The 19,331-nt window shown below is 46.7% G+C and carries 18 protein-coding genes; 8 read left to right on the top strand and 10 right to left on the bottom strand.

Annotated elements, in window-relative coordinates:
* Positions 1–36 precede the first annotated feature (36 nt).
* Together RT717_RS12480 and RT717_RS12475 are read right to left on the bottom strand one after the other, a co-directional pair.
* Positions 37–2,916 carry a calcium-translocating P-type ATPase, PMCA-type gene (locus tag RT717_RS12480; protein ID WP_317492074.1) on the bottom strand — a complete coding sequence of 960 codons (2,880 nt, stop codon included), beginning with the start codon at positions 2,914–2,916 and terminating at the stop codon, positions 37–39.
* Positions 2,917–3,111: 195 nt separating this feature from the next.
* The gene (locus tag RT717_RS12475) at positions 3,112–3,945 is read right to left on the bottom strand and encodes an aldo/keto reductase (protein ID WP_317492073.1); all 834 of its coding nucleotides are present in this window, start codon (positions 3,943–3,945) and stop codon (positions 3,112–3,114) included.
* A 365-nt stretch (positions 3,946–4,310) separates the two neighbouring features.
* Between RT717_RS12475 and RT717_RS12470 the strand changes: the two genes are divergently transcribed.
* Positions 4,311–5,180 carry a DUF72 domain-containing protein gene (locus RT717_RS12470; RefSeq protein ID WP_317492072.1) on the top strand — a complete coding sequence of 290 codons (870 nt, stop codon included), beginning with the start codon at positions 4,311–4,313 and terminating at the stop codon, positions 5,178–5,180.
* 110 nt (positions 5,181–5,290) lie between these two features.
* Here the strand turns inward: RT717_RS12470 and RT717_RS12465 are convergent, their stop codons facing one another.
* The 5 genes from RT717_RS12465 to RT717_RS12445 form a co-directional block, all read right to left on the bottom strand.
* Positions 5,291–5,482 (bottom strand): type II toxin-antitoxin system HicA family toxin, encoded by a 192-nt coding sequence (locus tag RT717_RS12465; protein WP_317492071.1) that lies wholly within the window; start codon positions 5,480–5,482, stop codon positions 5,291–5,293.
* Positions 5,475–5,702 (bottom strand): type II toxin-antitoxin system HicB family antitoxin, encoded by a 228-nt coding sequence (locus tag RT717_RS12460; protein WP_317492070.1) that lies wholly within the window; start codon positions 5,700–5,702, stop codon positions 5,475–5,477. The genes RT717_RS12465 and RT717_RS12460 overlap by 8 nt, the downstream gene beginning before the upstream one ends.
* Positions 5,703–5,766: 64 nt before the next feature.
* Positions 5,767–6,174, bottom strand: a complete 408-nt coding sequence (locus tag RT717_RS12455) for a GNAT family N-acetyltransferase (RefSeq protein ID WP_317492069.1) — start codon at positions 6,172–6,174, stop codon at positions 5,767–5,769.
* Between the two features lies 1 nt (position 6,175).
* Positions 6,176–6,481, bottom strand: coding sequence for a hypothetical protein (locus RT717_RS12450; RefSeq protein ID WP_317492068.1), 306 nt, complete (start codon positions 6,479–6,481; stop codon positions 6,176–6,178).
* Between the two features lie 108 nt (positions 6,482–6,589).
* Positions 6,590–7,411: a DUF2911 domain-containing protein gene (locus RT717_RS12445; RefSeq protein WP_317492067.1), complete on the bottom strand. Its 822-nt coding sequence runs from the start codon at positions 7,409–7,411 to the stop codon at positions 6,590–6,592.
* Positions 7,412–7,500: 89 nt separating this feature from the next.
* Between RT717_RS12445 and RT717_RS12440 the strand changes: the two genes are divergently transcribed.
* The 3 genes from RT717_RS12440 to RT717_RS12430 all read left to right on the top strand — a co-directional run bounded on the left by RT717_RS12440 (position 7,501) and on the right by RT717_RS12430 (position 10,792).
* Positions 7,501–8,103 (top strand): DNA-3-methyladenine glycosylase, encoded by a 603-nt coding sequence (locus RT717_RS12440; protein ID WP_317492066.1) that lies wholly within the window; start codon positions 7,501–7,503, stop codon positions 8,101–8,103.
* A gap of 3 nt (positions 8,104–8,106) precedes the next feature.
* Entirely contained in the window at positions 8,107–9,033 is a 927-nt protein-coding gene (locus RT717_RS12435) for a 2-hydroxyacid dehydrogenase (protein WP_317492065.1), read from the top strand.
* 133 nt (positions 9,034–9,166) lie between these two features.
* Positions 9,167–10,792, top strand: coding sequence for an OmpA family protein (locus tag RT717_RS12430; protein ID WP_317492064.1), 1,626 nt, complete (start codon positions 9,167–9,169; stop codon positions 10,790–10,792).
* Here the strand turns inward: RT717_RS12430 and RT717_RS12425 are convergent.
* From RT717_RS12425 to RT717_RS12415, 3 genes are all read right to left on the bottom strand, one after another.
* Positions 10,789–11,631: an SDR family oxidoreductase gene (locus RT717_RS12425; protein ID WP_317492063.1), complete on the bottom strand. Its 843-nt coding sequence runs from the start codon at positions 11,629–11,631 to the stop codon at positions 10,789–10,791. The two genes, RT717_RS12430 and RT717_RS12425, sit on opposite strands and share 4 nt — an antisense overlap.
* 116 nt (positions 11,632–11,747) lie before the next feature.
* The gene (locus tag RT717_RS12420) at positions 11,748–13,433 is read right to left on the bottom strand and encodes an N-acyl-D-amino-acid deacylase family protein (protein ID WP_317492062.1); all 1,686 of its coding nucleotides are present in this window, start codon (positions 13,431–13,433) and stop codon (positions 11,748–11,750) included.
* Positions 13,434–13,500: 67 nt separating this feature from the next.
* A complete protein-coding gene (locus tag RT717_RS12415) occupies positions 13,501–14,328 on the bottom strand; it encodes a VOC family protein (RefSeq protein WP_317492061.1) in 828 nt (275 codons plus the stop codon).
* Positions 14,329–14,538: 210 nt separating this feature from the next.
* On the opposite strand from RT717_RS12415, the gene RT717_RS12410 reads away from it, so the two are divergent.
* From RT717_RS12410 to RT717_RS12395, 4 genes are all read left to right on the top strand, one after another.
* Positions 14,539–15,087, top strand: a complete 549-nt coding sequence (locus tag RT717_RS12410) for a hypothetical protein (protein WP_317492060.1) — start codon at positions 14,539–14,541, stop codon at positions 15,085–15,087.
* Between the two features lie 247 nt (positions 15,088–15,334).
* Positions 15,335–16,471, top strand: a complete 1,137-nt coding sequence (locus tag RT717_RS12405) for a transporter family protein (RefSeq protein WP_317492059.1) — start codon at positions 15,335–15,337, stop codon at positions 16,469–16,471.
* Positions 16,472–16,664: 193 nt separating this feature from the next.
* Positions 16,665–17,591: a transporter gene (locus RT717_RS12400; protein ID WP_317492058.1), complete on the top strand. Its 927-nt coding sequence runs from the start codon at positions 16,665–16,667 to the stop codon at positions 17,589–17,591.
* An 18-nt stretch (positions 17,592–17,609) separates the two neighbouring features.
* Positions 17,610–19,151, top strand: coding sequence for a phosphatase PAP2 family protein (locus tag RT717_RS12395; protein WP_317492057.1), 1,542 nt, complete (start codon positions 17,610–17,612; stop codon positions 19,149–19,151).
* Positions 19,152–19,331: the final 180 nt, after the last annotated feature.

Raw genomic sequence — 19,331 nt, 5'->3', positions numbered from 1 at the left:
AGAGAGCGACCTCTTTATTTATCAAGTAGGGGCTACCTATTTTTTCAACGCCCTCGATATTTCTCCTATCCAAAGCACTGGCGAGGTGGCAGCAATAATTATTCCCCAGTCTTTCAGAGATATCGGAACTGTTCTGAAAACTTCTCCACCAAACTCGACTATCATAAACTGACCCACCACGATCAAAATGCCGACGATGATAAAGCCAACCCCCTTATTCAGTTCATGGAAGGCAGACTTGCCAGTTGCGTAAGCCTTAGCGTTGAACAGGTTCCAGAATTGCAGCATCACAAATACTGTAAAAAAAACAGACAAGTGGTAGGCGGTGATTTCGCCGTCGGTCTTTGTGAAATAGAAAAGCATTCCTACCAATAGAATGACAAATGTAAAGCCCACGAACAATATGTTTTTGCTCATCACTGGCGTAATGATAAAGTCATCCGGATGCCGGGGCTTGCTTTTCATTACGTTATGGTCAGGCGGAAGAGAAGCCAGGGCCGCCGCCGCAAAGGTGTCCATGATCAGATTCACCCAGAGCATTTGGGTGACGGTTAGCGGCAGCTCAAAGCCCATAAGCGAGCCCAGGAAGACGATGGATAAGGCAGCCACATTGATAGTGAGCTGAAACAGGATGAAGCGCTGAATGTTCTGGTAAAGCGACCGGCCCCACATAACCGCTGTGGCAATGCTGTTGAACGAATCGTCCAGTAAGGTAATGTCGCTGGCTTCCTTGGCTACGGACGTGCCGGAACCCATGGAAAGCCCTACGTGGGCATAGTTCAGTGCCGGGGCATCGTTGGTACCGTCGCCGGTAACAGCCACCACCGACCCAGTTTGTTGCAGCAACTGCACCAGCCTTTGCTTGTCTGAGGGCCTTGCCCTACACATGATCTTCAGCCCCTGCACCCTTTTTAGTGCCTCTTCGTCACTAAGCGCAGCAAATTCCACTCCCGTGATTATCTGTAAATCACTGTCCTCATCCTTCCAAACGCCAATCTGCTTGCCAATTTCTTTGGCGGTGCCGGGTGTGTCTCCCGTAACAATTTTTACATCAATACCGGCATCGTGGCAATCCTTCACAGCACTGGGCACTTCCTCCCTCACCGGATCAGAGATGGCTACAATCCCGAGAAATGTTAAGTCGAAGTCGGCCAGGTCTTTGATACTACCTGGTGTTTCATCTTCTATTATTTTGTAAGCAAAGCCGAGTGTTCGCATTGCCTTTCCCTGATACTCAAGGAGCTTGTTGTCGATCTCTTCCTTCACCTCTTTAATCAATCTTGGTTTTACATCGGAGGTGACATTCTTACACTTCGACATTACAATTTCCGGAGCCCCTTTCACATACAGCACCTTTTTCCCAAGCGTTGGCGACTCAACCAGCGTAGCCATGTACTTGCGTTCTGTAGAAAACGTCAGTTGTTCGATGACTTCAACCTTTTCTCTTAGTTCAAGGTAATCGATATCATTTTTGTGCAACCAGAAAAGCAGCGCTGCCTCCGTGGGGTTGCCTAGTGACTTGCTCTTATCAGGGTTAGAGTGGTCAAGATGGGCGGTTGTGTTGGCAGAAATACTTTCTTTAATCAGATTGGCCGCATGACTATTTTCCTTTGGTTGCTGGTCTTTTAAACCGAAGAAATCAGTTTGGTAAATGGTCATCTGATTTTGCGTGAGCGTACCTGTTTTATCAGTGCAAATGACTGTAGTGGCCCCCATAGTTTCGGTGGCGTGCATTTTCCGCACGAGGTTGTTGGTTTTCAACATACGCCGCATGCTCATGGCAAGGCTTAGCGTAACGCTCATAGGAAGGCCTTCAGGTACTGCCACCACAATAAGCGTAACCGCCACCATGAAATGCTGTAGAATGATTTTCGCCAGGTCTATCGAGGCCCAGGACTCGGCACTGGTTATATCTAATCCGGCTGCGAAGCCGACACCGAGCAAAACTGCAAAAGTCACCACGCCATAGGCTAGCCATCGGAACCAGCTTCCGTTGTCAACACTGTCAGGCACTTCTTTGTCGTAGCCCATTAGCTGAATGCCATCGTATACAATAGGTATCCAAACTTTTGCCAATACCACCATTATTGCAATAATAACGATTCCTGCGGATCCCAGCTGCACCAATGGAACCTCAGTGGCTCCAAAAAACATGTCTTTGGCGAAAAGAACAGAAAAAGTAAGCACCGCCAGAATAAACCCAACCACACCAATGAGCTTGGCCAGCCGATCCAGCTGTTTGTTCAAAGGAGTATCCTCCTTCGTCATTTCGGTGGCTTTCTTGGCTACCTGGCCAAATTCTGTGGCGTCTCCTACTTTTTTAACCTCCACAGTGGCGTGCCCGTCAATTACTTTTGTACCCCTCATCACCCAATTGGATGGATAAGTGGAGTCGGAGTGAAAGTGAGCTGGATTGGTTGTTTTATCGATGAGTGGCTCGCCGGTAAGCGTCGACTCATCTATTTGCAGCGAAACGGCCTCAAGCAACTCTCCATCGGCGGGGACTTCCTCTCCGGTTTCGAGCACGATGATATCGCCAACGACAACATCTGTCTTGGGTACCTCACCTATTTTACCATTTCTAATGACCTTGATCAGCTCCTGATCGTTGACCTTGTTGAGAATGTCAAACTTTTTGTTGGCGTCCATTTCGAACCAAAAAGCGACTCCGGTAGCCAAGAATATTGCGCAGAAAATGCCTATTGTTTCAGCATAATCGTTATGAACAACAGATATAATCAGGGATAAGAAGGCGGCAATGAGCAGTATTCTGATGATGGGATCCTCAAACTTCTCCAAAAAGAGCTTCCACAGCGGATCCCTTTCAGGCGGAGTCAGTAAGTTATTGCCGTACTTTTTCCTACTTTCCTGAACTTGTTCGTCTGTCAGGCCGACGAAATGCTTCTTGTTCTCCATAGTATAACATTACAAATGTCAGTGCTTCCGGTTCTTGCAACAAACTATGGTATAATGTTCAAAGGGTAGTCTACACTCAGCAAATTTGGGCATATTTTTTCAAATCGCCATTATTGGAATTTACGAGAGTTCTTTGTAAAAGAATATTTTCCAACGGAAAAATACACCTTGGCGAGATCATAACTAAGTAAAAGATCAGAAGCTGAAATTGTCTGGATCGGCGCCAACCCGCTGATGCTTATCCAGATGGTCAATTGCAGCCATGTCCTCCGGCGTTATTGTGTAGTCAAAAATATTTGCGTTCTCTTTGATCCTCAATTGGTTAATACTTTTAGGGATGGTAATGACACCCTTTTGAAGGTTCCATCTCAAAACTAACTGAGCAACTGTTTTTCCGTATTTGCTGGCTAATTGCTGTAGGGCTTCAATTTTAAAGACGCCACCTTGCATCAGTGGGCTCCAGGCCTCCACTTGAATTTTTTTCTGGGCGCAGAAATCCAGGAGGCTTTGCTGAACCAGGCGTGGGTGAAATTCTATTTGGTTCACAGCGGGCACCGATGACGAGCTGTTCATCAAATCTTCAAGGTGATGTTGCAGAAAATTGCTAACACCAATCGAGCGTATGTAGCCCTCGTTCAGTAGTCTTTCGAGAGCCTTCCAGGTTTCCTTATATTTTCCTTTGACTGGCCAGTGAATCAGGAAAAGGTCAACATAGTCGAGTCCAAGTCGCTTTATAGAATGGTCAAACGCCCTCAGAGTTGGCTCATAACCCTGCTCATTGTTCCATACCTTCGTAGTTACAAATATGTCTTTTCTGGGGGCGCCTGATGCTCTTACAGCATCGCCAACTCCACGCTCATTTCCATAGAGCGCGGCAGTGTCTATGAGTCGATAGCCATTTTCTATAGCGTGATGTATAGCATCAATCACCTGTTTCCCATCTTTGGTTTTGAAAACACCCAACCCAAAGTAGGGCATTTGAATGCCGTTGTTCAGCTTTACAGTGCCTTTTATATCTGTGATTGTCATCTACGTCTGTTGAAGTTTCATTTTGGCTGGCGATAGCCAAATTGTATCAAAAGTTACCAAAGAAAGGGTTATTATGCTAGTGAAGTGGATCGAACTGCTTTGCTATGCGTCTTTCAGACCTGAAAAACCCACAGACAAACTGCCTGTGGGTTTTGATTAACAAATGAAATATATGGACTTGAATGTAAGAGGATATTGCACTATCAATCGTCCTGTACAAGTATCGGCAATTCTCCTTGATGCAACTATCAATTTGAAGCGGACTGTTACGATGTTGTAGTAAGCTGTATAATCAATTGACTGAAATACTTCCTTTGAAAATGAAGAGTTGCGTATATTGGATGCTCAATTAAACGCTCAAATAAATGAAATTCGGTTCCGTTCCTGACCCAGGTAATATTGACTTTACAATTCCCTCTGATCATCCTGATACTGCTAAAATGCTCTGCAAAGGAAACGGAAGTTTTGAAGCCTTTGTAGGTTGTGCGAAGTGGAACAAAACTGATTTGAAAAACTTCTATCCAAAGGGTACAAAAGACGAGCTGAGCTATTACAGCACACAGTTTAATAGTATAGAGCTTAATGCCACTTTTTATAACTCTCCAAAAAAGGATCAGGTGCTGAAATGGAAGGAGAAAACGCCAGAGGGCTTTAAGTTCTTCCCTAAGCTTACGAACTCTATCAGCCATTTTAAGCGACTTATAGACACAAAGCAGGTAGTGGATGAGTATTGCGACGCCATTAGTGGGCTGGAAGAAAAGCTCGGAATGGTGTTTTTGCAAATGCACGACAACTTCAAACCAAAGGACTTTGACAGAGTTATCAAATTCATCGATGAATTTCCCAAGGTGATTCCACTGGCTATCGAGGTGCGCAACGAAGACTGGTTTACCGACCCCGCCTCGTCTGAAAAGTTCTACCAGCTGCTGGAAGACAAAGGAGTGACCAATGTGCTGGTGGACACCGCCGGCAGAAGGGACATGATGCACATGCGAATGACTACCCCGCATGCGTTTGTTCGCTATGTGGGCGCCAATCACCCTACAGATTACCCACGCCTCGATGACTGGTTGGTGCGGATAAAGGCGTGGAAGGAGCAGGGGTTGGAGAAACTATACTTCTTTATTCACCAAAACATTGAATTGGAGTCGCCCTTGCTGTCGGCTTATTTTATCAAAAAGATGAATGAGCAGTTAGGAACAGACTTAACAGTGCCAAAAACTTTGAACGACTAATTGTAGATCATATCATCGACCACGCCATTAGCTTCTCCGATTTTTTTCAAGTAGCGAAGGGACTGTTGAGCGACAGCATCGTAACTGTTTCTTTAGAGTCTCTTAAAGGCTTACCTTTGCAGGCCTGCCTGGCGTAAAATGGAGTTGAAAGTGCCTTTAGGCAAATCCTTTTTTGGATGTGGAACAACCACTCGTTTTCCCTCTCTGTTCTTGTAGATATGGTGGCTACCTTTTACTCTATCGAGCGTAAAGCCGACTTCAAGCAGCTTTTTTATAATGCCATTTGAGCTGTAATCAGGCATGCTCTATCTGGAGCGTGTATTCAAGAAAATTATCTGATGGGATTGGTGTGCCATCAGCCTGCAACGACTCAACATAAAGCTCTATCGCCTCTCTGGCATTTTTTTTTGCTTCATCGAGGGTTTCACCATAAGTTATACAGCCTTCAAGGCTTGGGACAAGTACTGTAAACCCACCTTCTGGTTCCTCTCTCAATAAAATTCGATAATTAAGCACCTTCATTGTATTTCTCTTTACCTCCTAAATATAGCATCAATAAATTAAAAAAGAGATTAAGTCAAGTGTCTTAAACAAGCACTTTCTCCATCACCACAAACTCAATGCCCCCCTTCATATAGGTAGCATCTGTTTTCAGAAATCCGAACCTTTCATAATATCCGGCTTTCTCCGTTCTGGCATTACACCAAACGGATGATACATGCAGGCCTTCGGTTTCCTTCAAAAGGTAGTTGAGCAGAAAAGTGCCGTAGCCCTTACCCTGGTGTTCAACTTCGGTAGCGAACTTCCTGAACTGCGCTTTGCCATCTTTGAGAAAGAGCGAAACAACGGATACCAGCTCATCGTCCACAAAGAGCCCATAATGGATCCCTTCGTGGTCCTCATCGACCTTTACAAAGTCAAACGGCTGGTTAGGCCACATTACCCTGTGCCGGACTGGCCATGTGTCTTCAGCTTTGATCTTTCTTATTTCCAATTCAGCAATTGTCTTTGTGGGTATTCAGACAGACATTGGCATAGCCATCATAGATATGGTAAGACGGCCCGGGCTTTCCATAAAGAGTGACGATCTTGTCCAACCGAACCTTATCGCCATTGGACGTGAGGAGGAATTCGCCTTCAGGCGTTTCGACGATATCCAAAATTTTGCCTTCAGCACTTTCCATGTCTGGTTCAGTAGTGAAGTAGTAAATCACGCCATCTTTTTCCTGCGTTTTTACTTCGTCCATCACCTCTCTGAAATCCCAGGGAACAGGCAAATAGCTGTCTTTAATCAGTGCCATAGTGGTTCATTTGATAATAAGAAAGCAGTCTTTGAAGACTAAAAGTTCGTTTGCCAATGATTTTAAGGTCGCAAAGACATCATTTGACGCCCCTGCGACCTTTTTCAATTATTTCTTAGCCTGCCATTCGGCAATCGACTTATCGTTTAGTCTTGGGTAGTCAGCATTGCCAGCGGCTTTCGATTTCTCAGTGCTCACTTGCGCCGATGCAATAGCCTCTTTGTATTTGCCCAGGCCAGCGAGGATAAGCGCCTTGGTTCTGTGCTGCCAGAAAAACCCGTCGTTTACAGCGATGGCCTTATTCACCCACTCCAAAGCCTTATTAAGGTCTCTGCCAGTGTTGAGGTAGTAACTAGCCGCCTGGTAATAAGCGTTGGCCAAACTGGCTTCAGGGTTTTTAGCGAAGCTTTCAATTTGTGCCATTACCTGCTCGTCCGTCTTGAACACCATCGGGATCGAGATCAACGTTTTTTCCCAGAGAATTTGAAGGTCGGCTGAAGTCTCGGTGATCTTCTCAAACTGGATGCTCAATGTTTCGACGTGAATAGGATAGGCTGCAGGCGTTATTTTGAGACTCAACACCTTCTGGTCGTTTTGTGAGAAAGTAACCGTCCATTCTGTTTTGCCGGGCACCGATGAAATGACATAGCTACCCGCTGCTAATTCCTGTCCTTTGATCACCACTGGCTTGTCGAAAGTGAGCGTAGTCGGCGAGTTGGCACCCGTTCTCCACTCAACGCCATAAGGCAGCAGGTCACCAAAGATCGTTCTGCCTCTGGCGCTAGGTCTTGAATACTCCAGAGACAGATTTGTCAGACCAATTTGTTGGGTAATAGTGCACGACGGACTAGCTGCCGGTGCGCTGATTTGCGCATAGGATGAAAACCCTGCAAAAATCAAGGTCACTGCAAGTGCGAAAGTGTTTCTCATATTTTGATGAAGGTTTGTTTGAACGTTGTTTTGTATTATTCAGCCGAAGTTATGGATTAATATTTAGCAGGTAAACAACAAGGATCGAAATGGCAGCGAAACCGCTATCAAAAGATTTTTATGTGGTAAGTGATGTGGTGTCTGTAGCGAAGAATTTGCTGGGGAAGGTCTTGTGCACTTTTTTTGACGGAGAATTGACTGCCGGGGTGATCGTTGAAACGGAAGCGTATAGTGGTGAGGGCGATATGGCGTGCCATGCATGCCGGTTTGGAAAGACGAGCCGCACTGAAGTGATGTTCCAGGAAGGTGGTGTGGTCTATGTTTACCTGTGCTATGGCATCCACCACATGGTTAATGTGGTAACTAATGTAGAGGGTAATGCCGACGCAGTGCTGATCAGGGCACTGGAGCCGCTGGAAGGTGGGCACACCATGATGGAGCGACGAAGAAAGAGCTCCCTCAAAAGGATATCGGCTGGACCCGGAACGGTGGGCGAGGCCCTTGGCATAAAAGTAGCCAACACAGGGGAGTCGCTTTCAGGGCCTTCCATCTGGCTGGAAGAAAGAGGAATCGCCGTGGCTGAGAAAGAAATAGTGGCCACGACCAGAATAGGAGTGGATTACGCAGGTGAAGACGCACTGAAGCCGTGGCGGTTTTATATAAAGGACAACCCATTTGTAAGCAGGAAATAGCCTATGTCGATAGTAATTATTGCACTAAACAAGGATTTAAGTCGGTGGATTACAGCATTCAATAAGGTCGACGAAAACCTTGATGTTAGCATTTGGCCGGAGACTGGTGATCAATCAGAAATAACTTGTGCAGTAGTGTGGGGCCATCCTGCCGGGTCGCTGACAGCTTTTCCTAACCTCAAACTTATTTGCTCCATGGGGGCAGGGGTCGACCATGTGCTCAAAGACCCGGAGCTGCCTGACGGCGTGCCCATAGTTCGCATCGTTGATGATGGCCTAAGCTTCTCGATGAGCAACTATGTTGTTTCGGCTGTGATGTATCATCATCGGCGGTTTGACAAATACCTCGCCGACAAGAGTGCACATGTTTGGGATCCGTCGTCACCATCTGAAGTAGCTGTAAAGATCGGTATCATGGGGTTTGGCGTACTTGGGCAAGAAGCCGGCAAAAAGCTAAAAGCTCTCGGATTCGAAGTAGTTGGATATTCGAATAGTCGTAAAAATGTGAAAGGAATTAAATGTTTTGCAGGCAACAAGGAGCTGGATGCCTTTCTAAGGGAAATAAACGTGTTGGTGTGCTTGCTGCCAGCTACTCCGGACACCAAAGGTATGTTGAACAGTAAGCTATTTACGAAAATGAACAAGGGCACTTTTCTGATCAATGCCGCTCGTGGGCAACATCAGGTAACCAACGACATCATAGATGCCATTGACAACGGAACACTCTCCGGGGCCTTTCTCGACGTGTTTGAAAATGAACCACTTCAAAAGAATCACCCAGTTTGGGATCATCCTAAGGTGTTTATCACCCCACATATTGCCAGCATCACCAACCCTGATGCTGCAGCTCCTCAGATTGTGGCCAATTATAAAGCCATGTTAGCAGGGCTGCCATTGAAGAATAAAATTGATAGGGACCGAGGATACTAGTTTTGATGCCAGGGACTAAAACGTGCTTCAAAGGTATCTCCATCCGACCGTTCACCCAATTTTCGCCGTACCGATTGCGTTATCCGGGCATGATTGTTCGTTATTCTATTAACTTTGCCGAAAATCCTGTTTAATGAAGTATTTAGCCCTTTTTCTAACACCTGCTCTTCTGTTTTGTTCAGTGTTACTCAACGCCCAAAACCTGACTATTTACGATGGTCAGGAGACTGTGGGAAATAGTATTAACTCTCCTTCGTTTGAAGAAAATCCCATTCTGCATCCTTCTGGCACTATGATGTTCTTTACCAGGGTGCAGCATGCTGCCAATGTGGGAGGCAAGGGAGACAAAGGCGATATCTGGATAAGCGAACAGTCGGCTTCCGGAGACTGGCTTCCGGCGCAAAATTTAGGCACACCATTGAACAGCGATGGACTCAATGCTATCATAGGTTTTGCCGATGCTGGCAACCTGATGTATCTTTCCACTGACTACAAAGACAAGGACGGGATACTCAGAAAAGCAGTAGCTACCAGCCGCAGAAACGGCGATAACTGGACAGCACCGGAAAGGTTGAACGTCAAATACTTCAATAACAAGAGCAGTCATCAAAGTAGCTGGGTGACAGCGGACGGAACAGTCTTGCTGCTTTCGATAGAAGCCCCTGGTGGTTATGGCACGGAAGACCTTTATGTATGCTTTAGAGAATCAGATGGCAGCTACTCTTCGCCTCGGAACCTTGGCTTTATGATCAATACGGCCTTTCAGGAAAATACACCGTTCCTGGCCGAAGACTATAAAACACTGATTTTTGCTTCCAATGGGATTGCGGGGCAGGGGGGGAGAGACCTGTTCTATTCAGAAAGGCTTGACGATTCCTGGAGAAACTGGTCGGAGCCCGTAAGCCTCGGGAACAAAGTCAATACTGTCGGTACCGAGCTATCGTTTTCGTTCCAGCCTGGTGCCGATTTCGCTTACCTCACCAGCACGCAGAACTCCGAGGGCTATAGCGATATCAAAAGGGTGAAAATTAAGTCGGACATAGTAGCCCAAAGGCTGGATACTATTCCACAAACCCCACTCATTGGCGCCGTTGTTAAACCGTCTATCGACCCTGAAGTGGTGCCGACAGCAACAGCTCCAACAGTGGCCACGACTCAGGTTTCCGGAATTGTGAGAGATGCCAAAACACTTGGGGCGTTGTCTGCAAACATATCAGTGTCTGGTCAAACCTCGGATTACAGTACCAATCACCAGTCAGGCAATGACGGAACCTTTAGTTTTGCTCTTGAAGATGGTCATTCCTATGCCCTTACTGTTTCAGCCAAGGGATATCTGGACGAGCAGTTGGTCGTTGAAACTTTTGATGGAGACGAAATTAACGAGACGGTGTTGCTACAGCCGTTGTCAGTTGGCAATACGGTAACGCTTTCACATGTGCTTTTCGAGCAAAGCACCGCCAATATGATCAAGGGCTCAGAAGCAGACCTTGAAAGGGTACGGAAAATGATGGAAGACAACCCGGAAGTAGAGATACTCATTTCAGGTCACACGGACAACCAGGGGCCTATCAAACCCAATATCGAATTGTCGGAAAGCAGGGTGCAGACTGTTATCGACTATTTGGTCAGCAAAGGAATAGACAAGAGCCGGTTAACTGGCAAAGGCTTTGGGCCAACCAAACCGATCGCATCTAATGCGTCGGAGGAAACTCGAAAGCTCAACAGGAGAGTTGAGTTCACCGTGTTGAAGGGTAACTAATTTTCCAGGGCTTCCTTTATTATCTGTTCACTTAATTTCCAGAGGTCTTCGGCGTTTTTATCGCTTGTGGCCTGGGTGGAGGGGGTAGTTAAGTGCCTCGATTTGAAATAGCCACCACTGTTTTTTTCGATCCCTTCTTTTGTCGCCAGGTAAACCGAAGTGGCGGCCCCTTTGGCAGCTGTGATCATAAACAGCTGTGCAAACTTGACAACGCCGCTCACAAAACCTTTCATATTGTGGCCAAAATTGGTTTTCACAACGCCAGGGTGAACCGAGAAAGCCGTGAGGCCACGGTCACTGTATTGTTCATGGAGTGATTTGGTGAACAACAGATTACATAGTTTTGCGTCACCATATCCCTTGAAGCCAGAAGTCAGGCCTTTATTTTCCTTTATCCGCTCAATATTCAAGTAGCCGATTTTGTGGGCTTCTGAACTCACATTGATGACTCTTGCCTTGGAAGCTACAAGCTCGTTAATCAAAAGGTTGGTAAGGTAAAAATGTCCGAGGTGGTTGATGGCAAAGTTCATTTCAATACCATCTTTGCTACGGTCGTCCACATCGATAATACCACCTGCGTTGTTGATAAGCGCATCAATCCTGCGGGAGATTTCTTTGATTTTGCCAGCAGCTTCCTGAATCGAACGGAGGTCGGCCAGATCAGCCACAATATGGTGCACATTCTCGTGCCCAGCGGCAGCTTTGATAAGGCTGTCGGCTTTTCTGGCTTTATCTTTATTCCGGGCAAGGTGAATAACCCTGTATCCCTTTTGAGCCAATTGTTTGGCAGTTTCAAAGCCAATTCCGGCAGTGGCACCCGTAACAACTACAGTTTTCATGGTCAGGTTAGTATAGTTTCATTAAGATAGGAGAATAACTGTAGCATGTAAAATTGCCACTTGATTATATCTTTTTTCGCCATTCCTTCACAGTCGAATATCGTCCACGCTCCAGATCAGTCCTTGTAACCTACCCATCCCGGGCCTCTTACTACTCTTCCGGGAAAGCTTCCCGTATGCTCGCTGTTGCTAAGGACCTGCACGCCATTTACCCAAACGTCGGTCACGCCTGTGGAAAGCTGATGAGGGTTTTCAAACGTAGCGTGATCCTGAATTGTCGCTGGGTCAAAGATCACCACATCGGCGTAGTAGCCAGGCAGAAGCCGCCCCCTTTTTCTTATCCCCATGTTTTCAGCTGGCATCGAAGATAGTTTTCTAATGGCCTCTTCCAGAGAAATCACTTTCTCGTCTCTCACATACTTGCCCAACAGCCTGGCAAAATTGCCATAGGTGCGTGGATGGGTGCTCGACTCTAGCACTTTGCCCTCCGGCATCACCGACTCAGCATCAGACCCAAAACTCATGTAGGGCAGTTGTATCTGGCGCTTGACGTTTTCTTCTGACATCATGAAGTAGGCCGTACCCACCCGGGTCTCATCGGCTATCACCAAATCAATAGCGGTTTCTTCTGCAGACTTACCATGAATAGCTGCGGCTTCCGCCAAAGTTTTTCCGGTGTAGATTGTTTTCAGCGAATCGTTCTTGAAGCCAAGCAGCACAACCCGTTCTGGCGAACCGGCGGACAGCAGCAGGTTTTCCCATTCATTGGTGGCAGTTCGCATCTCTTCGATCACTTTCTTTCTAATATCGGGATCCTGCAAGCGCTCTCTCCATTTTTCCGGGCCACCTTCCTGCACCCAGGGTGGCATGGAAGCATCGAGCCCGGTGGCGCCAGCGGTGTAGGTATACATGTCAGTGGTGAGTTTAATTCCCTCTGCTCTCGCTCCTTCGATCATAGTAAGCAACGTGTCTATTTTCCACCAGTTGTCGGTGCCTGCTACTTTCAGATGATAGATTTCTGCCGGGATTCCAGATTCCTTAGCAATCCTGATCGTTTCGTCTACCGCTTCCAGTAGCTGATTGCCTTCGCTGCGCATGTGGGTGATGTACCGGCCACCATAGGGAGCAGCCACCTTGCACAGTTCTATTAACTCCTCAGTGCTGGCGTAAAAGGCAGGGGCATATATCAGAGATGAACCAATGCCCAAAGCGCCTTCTTCCATCCCCTGTTTTACCAGTAACCGCATGCTGTCTAGTTCTTCTTCAGTGGGCGGACGGTTATCATAGTCAACAGTGTGAATGCGTAGGGTAGTAGCGCCGATGAAGGAGGCTACGTTGGGTGTGACGCCTTTGGTTTCCAGGTACTCCAGGTATTCTCCGAGTGTGGTCCATTCTGGGGTGATATCAGTTTCTTCTTCTGCATTCTTGACCCAGTCGGCCTTCATTTTATCACTCAGCGGGCCCATCGATACCCCCTCGCCAAACACTTCCAGTGTAACTCCCTGTCTGATGTCGCTCATAGACCGAGGATCGGTAATGATGCTTTCTGTAGCCCAGCTTAGCATGTTGATGAAGCCAGGGCTCACTGCCTTGCCTTTGGCATCAATTTCTGTCGCTCCTGATTTTTCCTTCAGGTTACCTATGGTCGCAATCGTATCGCCTTTAATACCCAGGTCGGCACTAATAGGAGCACTGCCCGAGCCATCGTAGATGAGTCCGTTGCGGATAATTACGTCGTAATCAGGCGTGGAGCAAGAAATGATTGCCCCGAGCAGGGGCAAAAGATAAGTTAATTTTTTCATCTAAGGTTGGTTTGATTGGCATCGACGCCCAACCCTCAACTTGATATAATCAAAGGGGTCAGCCGTACTATAGCACTACTAATCCATGTAAGTTAGAAAAATCGGATTCTACTTGCGAACCATTGGTACCAAATTCCCATTCGATCCCGAACACGCCCAGTCCTTTGCTTCTCAATTTTTTGATGAGCAAATCATTTTCAGACGATTTCTTTAAAATAAGGGTAGTTGAGCCGATGATATATCTGGCCTCTTTGTCTTCGTCAGCCGGATTCTGCCGGGGCTCCTGATTCAGCAGAGTGGTCAGGTTGCGCATCATTTCCTTAAAATCAAGTGCCAGGAGAGTAATTGATTTAATGCCGGTAATGCCATTTTTGTGCGCCGTTGCTTCGTCGGAAGGAGATGAGGGAGCGGAATAGGGGCCCCGAATAAATGGAAGCTCAGTCAGGAGGGTTGAAGCCATTTGCCAGTTAATCTTTTTCCCATCCGGCTTCTTTCTCGCCGCTGCCATTGGTTTGGTGACGAAAAGGCCCCCATCGTTTATCCTCGTCAGATCTGCTTTTATATCAGCTGACAAAACGCAGAAATCTGTCACTCCTTCAGGCAGCGAAAGAGCCCTGTCGTAAAACCTGTGAAAAAGCCCCCATTTCTTCGAGTACTTGAGAGACCTGAAAGCCCGGGTTTTAGAATAAAGTTTCAAAAGAAATGGCTTGACACCTTTTCTGATCGACAATAGCTCCAGAAAGCTTCCGTCTTTAAACATTACCAATGCGTTTTCAGAGAACCCGCCCTTATGAACGCCTCCTTTTGTCACTACGAACCCGCTTGCAGTGAATGTTTGCGTGGCTTTTTCTAAGTCATCGACTTTAATCACAAGGTGATCGAATGGTAAGCTCATAGATGTAGGAAAGTTTTGAGTTTTCGAGAAAAAACTATGCACGTATTCCATATAGTCTGAACTAACAGGCTTATGGCGTAATGCTTAAAGTACTTATGAACTTACGGTTGGTTGCAGATATGCTTGCGAAATATAGTAAATTATTCCTTTAGGGTGGGCTTGGGATAGTTCACCTAAATGCATACATTTCGGAAAAGTATACCTACTTCATTGCGTCGGATCACCGCCATATCGCTTCTTTTTCTGTTCCTTTTGAACATCATCGGTTTTTACGGTGTGTTCATGGGTTTGAAATATAACCTTGAACAACAGGTGGTTAGTGACCTGGATTCAGACAATTTCAATGAAGAAGAGTTAGTTGAGTTCAAGGTAGCGGTGTCTCTTGCCTACATGCCTGACCAGGCCAACTATGAAAGAGTTGACGGGCTTATCGAGGTAGAAGGAAAGTTCTATCGATTGGTCAAACAAAAATATGCAGCGGATACACTGTACATCGTTTGCCTTCCTGATTACAACCAACAAAAGCTACATGAAGCCATTGAGGACTATGTGAGTACCTTCACAGCGCCGGATGCTTCCACGGCTAAACAGGTTGATTTTTCAAAATCGCTTTCTAAAGATTACATGATTTCGAATGTGGCAATGGAAAGGGCTTCCTACGGTGGTTTTTATTCCGTAGAGAATGCCGACTACGTTGTCTCCGATTACATTTTTTACCTTTCGATCCAAAACCCTCCACCCAGAGGTATTTTAGTCTAAGACAGAATCAGACCGATTCTGAGTGGTCTTCTCGTTATTTCTTCATCGCTGACACATCAGTCTTTTGCTGCGAAACTTTAGCTGGTTTCCTACAAACGAGGTTGTTTATAGTTGTTTGGTGCTTCAGTAAGTCGCTGGCAGGTTTTTTGGCAAAGCTTTGTGCTGTCGAAGACGGTGAGAAATGATAAGTAGGGCTTTTCAGAATTGGTCTACCCAATACTTTTTCTTTTACTAAAATCATCTCAAAATGAAATCTACTTTTACTATATATATAGTTTTGATATGCCTGTTGGCGGCTGCTAACGAGGCTTTTTCACAAGGTTGTATTGCTGTTAGGTCAGGGGCTGGTGTCAACGTTGGAGGCGGTGCGGTGCTCGGCAAAGGACAGTGGAACGCAGCAACCAATTTCAGGTATTTCCATTCTTACAAGCATTTTCGTGGAAAGCATGAAGAAACTGAGCGAGTTGAAAACGGCACTGAGGTAATAAACGATTCTTATTTCTTCGACTTTCTGATAGCCTACGGCATTTCAGATCGCCTTTCAGTAAATTTTGTTCTTCCTTTCGTTAATCACGCCAGGTCGTCGATGTACGAGCATGGCGGCAACCCACCCAACGGCCTCGGCGACAGGCATTCGACTTATTCAAGCGGGCTGGCAGACATAAGGTTTGGTGCTAGCTACTGGCTGCTCGACCCTGCCACACATGCAGGATCCAATATTTCGCTTGGCTTAGGCATGAAGCTTCCTTCTGGGAATTACCGGGCAAAGGGCAAATTCTACAACCAGGGACCTAACCGTGACCAGGTGATCACGTCTGGCCTCGATCAGTCGATACAGCCAGGCGATGGTGGTGTCGGCATTACATTCGAATCACAGGCTTACCACAACATTTCAGAGAAGCTGGTGGTGAGCGCCCTGTTGTACTACATGGTGAATCCCAGGGAGAAATATTCGACTACTAATTTCCGGGGGTCTGCCTCTGAATTATCTGTATCCGATCAGTACGCAGCCCGGCTGGGTGCGTTGTACGTCACTCCTGTGCAGGGGCTTGGCTTGTATGGCGGAGCAAGACTGGAGGGTGTGCCATCAAGCGACCTCATCGGAGGAGATGAGGGATTCAGGAGACCAGGCTATATTGTGTCGCTTGAGCCAGGTGTGAACTATGGCATTGGAAACATGGCATTTAGCCTGACTGTGCCGATAGCGGTCGACCGTGCCAGGGTGCAGAATTTTTCCGACAAGCAAAGAACCAAAGAAACAGGGGAGTTGGTCAACGGCGATGCTGCATTTGCTGACTATCTGATAAACTTCGGTTTCACCTATCGTTTTGGAATGGCCAGACACACTGTTGATGTAAACGACTTTACCGGATCTCAAAACTAGTTTTTTCCAGCCGCTTAACTTCACAAAGTAGCCGCCCAAGGCGTCAAGTTTGACCAGTGGAAACGCTGGGGTAAATACTGCCTTTGCGGGGTGGCCGGTAATTTTGTGCCTTTACCGGTGAGTTGTCGATCGACTTTTGAAAGGACAAGCGTGCCTGAAATTCCTTTACCCTTACATTTTAACCTAGCAATTAATGAAAAGCAATAAATATATACTTTTTGGCATTTCTGCCTTTGTGTTCACCCTCATCCAGGTAAAAGCACAAACGCCTACAGATGCCATCATGATGAAACAACGAGAGTCATGTGTAGCGTTGATTTACGACATGAGCTCTTTTGATCACTATTGGGAAGGCGACCTCTTGAGGGTGAATCAAACGATCGAAACAGTGACGAGAAATACCGTTTTGCCCATGATCGCCATAGGATTGCATGACAAGTTGAACCTCATAGTGGCAACGCCCTATGTGAAAACCAAGTCGAGCGAGCCGAACGGAGGCAAGTTTGCCGGAGCCAAAGGATTCCAGGACATCGGGATTTCACTCAAGGGAGAGCTGATGAACAAACAATTGGGGGCAGGAAAACTAGCCTTGCTGACGACCGTCAGTTTTTCTACTCCAATGAGCAACTACCTGTCCGACTACATGCCTTATTCACTAGGTTTCGGTGCGCCGGAGTTTGGTGTAAGAGGCATTGTGCATTATCAATTAGATAAGGGAATGTATGCCAGAATTACTGGTGCGCACCTTTGGAGAGGGCAGACAGAGGCTGAAAGAGACTATTACTACAATGATGGCAGCTATTACACGGCTTGGATGGACGTGCCGGACGCATGGAACTACCAGGCCGTAGTGGGTAGCTGGTTGTTGGATTACTCCCTCAAAGTGGAAGCTAATTACCAGGGACTGGTGTCAACTTCGGGTGACGATATCAGAAAGTATAATGCTGCGCAACCAACAAACAAGGTTGAATTTGGTCAGGTTGGATTGACTGCCCAGTATTACCCTAAAGCGGCGAAAGGACTCGGTGCGCTGGTATATTATAGCCAGCGGATAAGCGGAAGAAATACCGCCAAGTCCAACAATTTGGGCATTGGTTTGACCTACCAATTCAAAATCTAGATTTTAAAAAAGACATCAATGAATAAGAATATAACTATAGCAGTTGCCAGCCTTTGCATGGTACTGGTGATTACTGCATGCGACGATGAGTTGCCCACCATGGCAAACTTTAGTGACTACGCCTATTCAAGCCTCGACGAGGATGCCGGATCGTGGACACCCGTTCTGCTAACCTCAGTAGATCAGGTCGTAATCGACGCACCGTCCGATGTTACATCTGCCGAGTACATGGCCGAGCTAGCAGACCTTAAGTCGGCCTCTGCCAACCTCACGACTGATCAGCTTAAAAAAGTGGAGTACTGGACCAACAACTCCGTGATCAGATGGAACGAGATTGCGCTGGAGTTGGTGGCCAAGTACAACCTGATTCCCGGGCCAAACGAGGACGACACCTACACCTTGCCTAATCCGGCGAGTCCCGAGGGGCCACCGGCATTTCCATTTGCTCATCCTCCTTATGCTTGCAGGGCTTTTGCCTATTTGAGCGTGGCCCAATTCGACGGATTAATAACGACATGGCACTACAAATACACGTTTAACAGACAGGCTCCATACAATATAGACAACGCTATCACGCCGGCTTACGAAAAGAGTACCCTTCCGTCATACCCTTCTGACGGTGCTGTGATTGCTACAAGTTCCAGGGACGTATTGACCGCTATGTTTCCGTTAGAAAAGGACTACCTGGCTGCCAAAGCGGACGAACACTTACAAAGCTTGATTTGGGCAGGTATCAATGTGGAAAGTGATGTTGAGGCTGGTAAGCACATTGGTGAGGAGGTGGCCAAAGTGGCGCTTGCCAGAGCTGCTGGTGATGGCATGAAAAAGGCCCAGGCACCAAAGGCAGTATCTGATTCTATCAAAGCTGCAGCATTCGCAAGATTTGGCTGGCAGTGGGACAACCTGGAATTACCCACCAGACCAGTAGGGCTCACTCCTTTGTTTGGCAAAGTGAAAATGTGGAATGTGCCTACCGTACAGGAAGTCCGGCCAATTGCTCCACCTGCTCCAGGCTCTGCCGAGTTTGAGGAAAATGTGAAAGAACTCAAACACTATGCCGACAACATGACCGACGAGTGGCGGGCTATTGCCAATTTCTGGCAAGATGGCTTGGGCACGTACACACCACCAGGCCATTGGAATCGTTTTGCCAAAGACTTTATCATCAAGTACAAGCAAAACCCTATTCGCTCTGCAAGAACTTTTGCCTATATGAACATGGCCATCATGGACGCCGGCATCAGTTGCTGGGATGCTAAGTATTACTACCATTATCCAAGACCGATTCAAACGATTCCCGGCTACAAGACCATAGCGGGAACGCCGAATTTTCCCAGCTATACCTCAGGACATAGCGTGTTTTCTGCTGCAGGTGCGGCGGTGTTGGGTTATATATTTCCGCAGGAAGCCGAGCTCTGTAACTTCTGGGCCGAAGAAGCGGCCATTTCAAGGGTGTACGGTGGCATTCATTACAGGTTTGATGCGGTAGTTGGCACCGATCAGGGCAGAAAAGTGGCTCAGTATAGCATTGAGAAAGCTAAAAATGACGGAGCTAATTGACTTACCGAATTAATTAAATAAAGATGGGTGCTGGATACGGCAAGCCGGATATTTCCCCACTGTCTGTCATTAAAGCAGACAGTGGGTACTTGTCGCCTTCGAAAGTATTTTGCAACTATTTTTTTTAAATCTTTTAAAACCAGAGTTGGTGACTGTCATCAGTTGCAACGCTGAAATTCA

The sequence above is a fragment of the Imperialibacter roseus genome (genome assembly GCF_032999765.1).
Taxonomy (GTDB): domain Bacteria; phylum Bacteroidota; class Bacteroidia; order Cytophagales; family Cyclobacteriaceae; genus Imperialibacter; species Imperialibacter roseus.
The sequence above is the reverse complement of the archived record's forward strand: the minus strand, read 5'-3'. Positions and strand labels throughout refer to the sequence as shown.

What these genes read in the sequence shown, in the direction of transcription:
- RT717_RS12480 (WP_317492074.1), bottom strand. Translation starts at nt 2,916, where the DNA reads ATGGAGAACAAGAAGCATTTCGTCGGCCTGACAGACGAACAAGTTCAG.
- RT717_RS12475 (WP_317492073.1), bottom strand. Translation starts at nt 3,945, where the DNA reads ATGACAATCACAGATATAAAAGGCACTGTAAAGCTGAACAACGGCATT.
- RT717_RS12470 (WP_317492072.1), top strand. Translation starts at nt 4,311, where the DNA reads ATGAAATTCGGTTCCGTTCCTGACCCAGGTAATATTGACTTTACAATT.
- RT717_RS12465 (WP_317492071.1), bottom strand. Translation starts at nt 5,482, where the DNA reads ATGCCTGATTACAGCTCAAATGGCATTATAAAAAAGCTGCTTGAAGTC.
- RT717_RS12460 (WP_317492070.1), bottom strand. Translation starts at nt 5,702, where the DNA reads ATGAAGGTGCTTAATTATCGAATTTTATTGAGAGAGGAACCAGAAGGT.
- RT717_RS12450 (WP_317492068.1), bottom strand. Translation starts at nt 6,481, where the DNA reads ATGGCACTGATTAAAGACAGCTATTTGCCTGTTCCCTGGGATTTCAGA.
- RT717_RS12445 (WP_317492067.1), bottom strand. Translation starts at nt 7,411, where the DNA reads ATGAGAAACACTTTCGCACTTGCAGTGACCTTGATTTTTGCAGGGTTT.
- RT717_RS12440 (WP_317492066.1), top strand. Translation starts at nt 7,501, where the DNA reads ATGGCAGCGAAACCGCTATCAAAAGATTTTTATGTGGTAAGTGATGTG.
- RT717_RS12435 (WP_317492065.1), top strand. Translation starts at nt 8,107, where the DNA reads ATGTCGATAGTAATTATTGCACTAAACAAGGATTTAAGTCGGTGGATT.
- RT717_RS12430 (WP_317492064.1), top strand. Translation starts at nt 9,167, where the DNA reads ATGAAGTATTTAGCCCTTTTTCTAACACCTGCTCTTCTGTTTTGTTCA.
- RT717_RS12425 (WP_317492063.1), bottom strand. Translation starts at nt 11,631, where the DNA reads ATGAAAACTGTAGTTGTTACGGGTGCCACTGCCGGAATTGGCTTTGAA.
- RT717_RS12420 (WP_317492062.1), bottom strand. Translation starts at nt 13,433, where the DNA reads ATGAAAAAATTAACTTATCTTTTGCCCCTGCTCGGGGCAATCATTTCT.
- RT717_RS12415 (WP_317492061.1), bottom strand. Translation starts at nt 14,328, where the DNA reads ATGAGCTTACCATTCGATCACCTTGTGATTAAAGTCGATGACTTAGAA.
- RT717_RS12405 (WP_317492059.1), top strand. Translation starts at nt 15,335, where the DNA reads ATGAAATCTACTTTTACTATATATATAGTTTTGATATGCCTGTTGGCG.
- RT717_RS12400 (WP_317492058.1), top strand. Translation starts at nt 16,665, where the DNA reads ATGAAAAGCAATAAATATATACTTTTTGGCATTTCTGCCTTTGTGTTC.
- RT717_RS12395 (WP_317492057.1), top strand. Translation starts at nt 17,610, where the DNA reads ATGAATAAGAATATAACTATAGCAGTTGCCAGCCTTTGCATGGTACTG.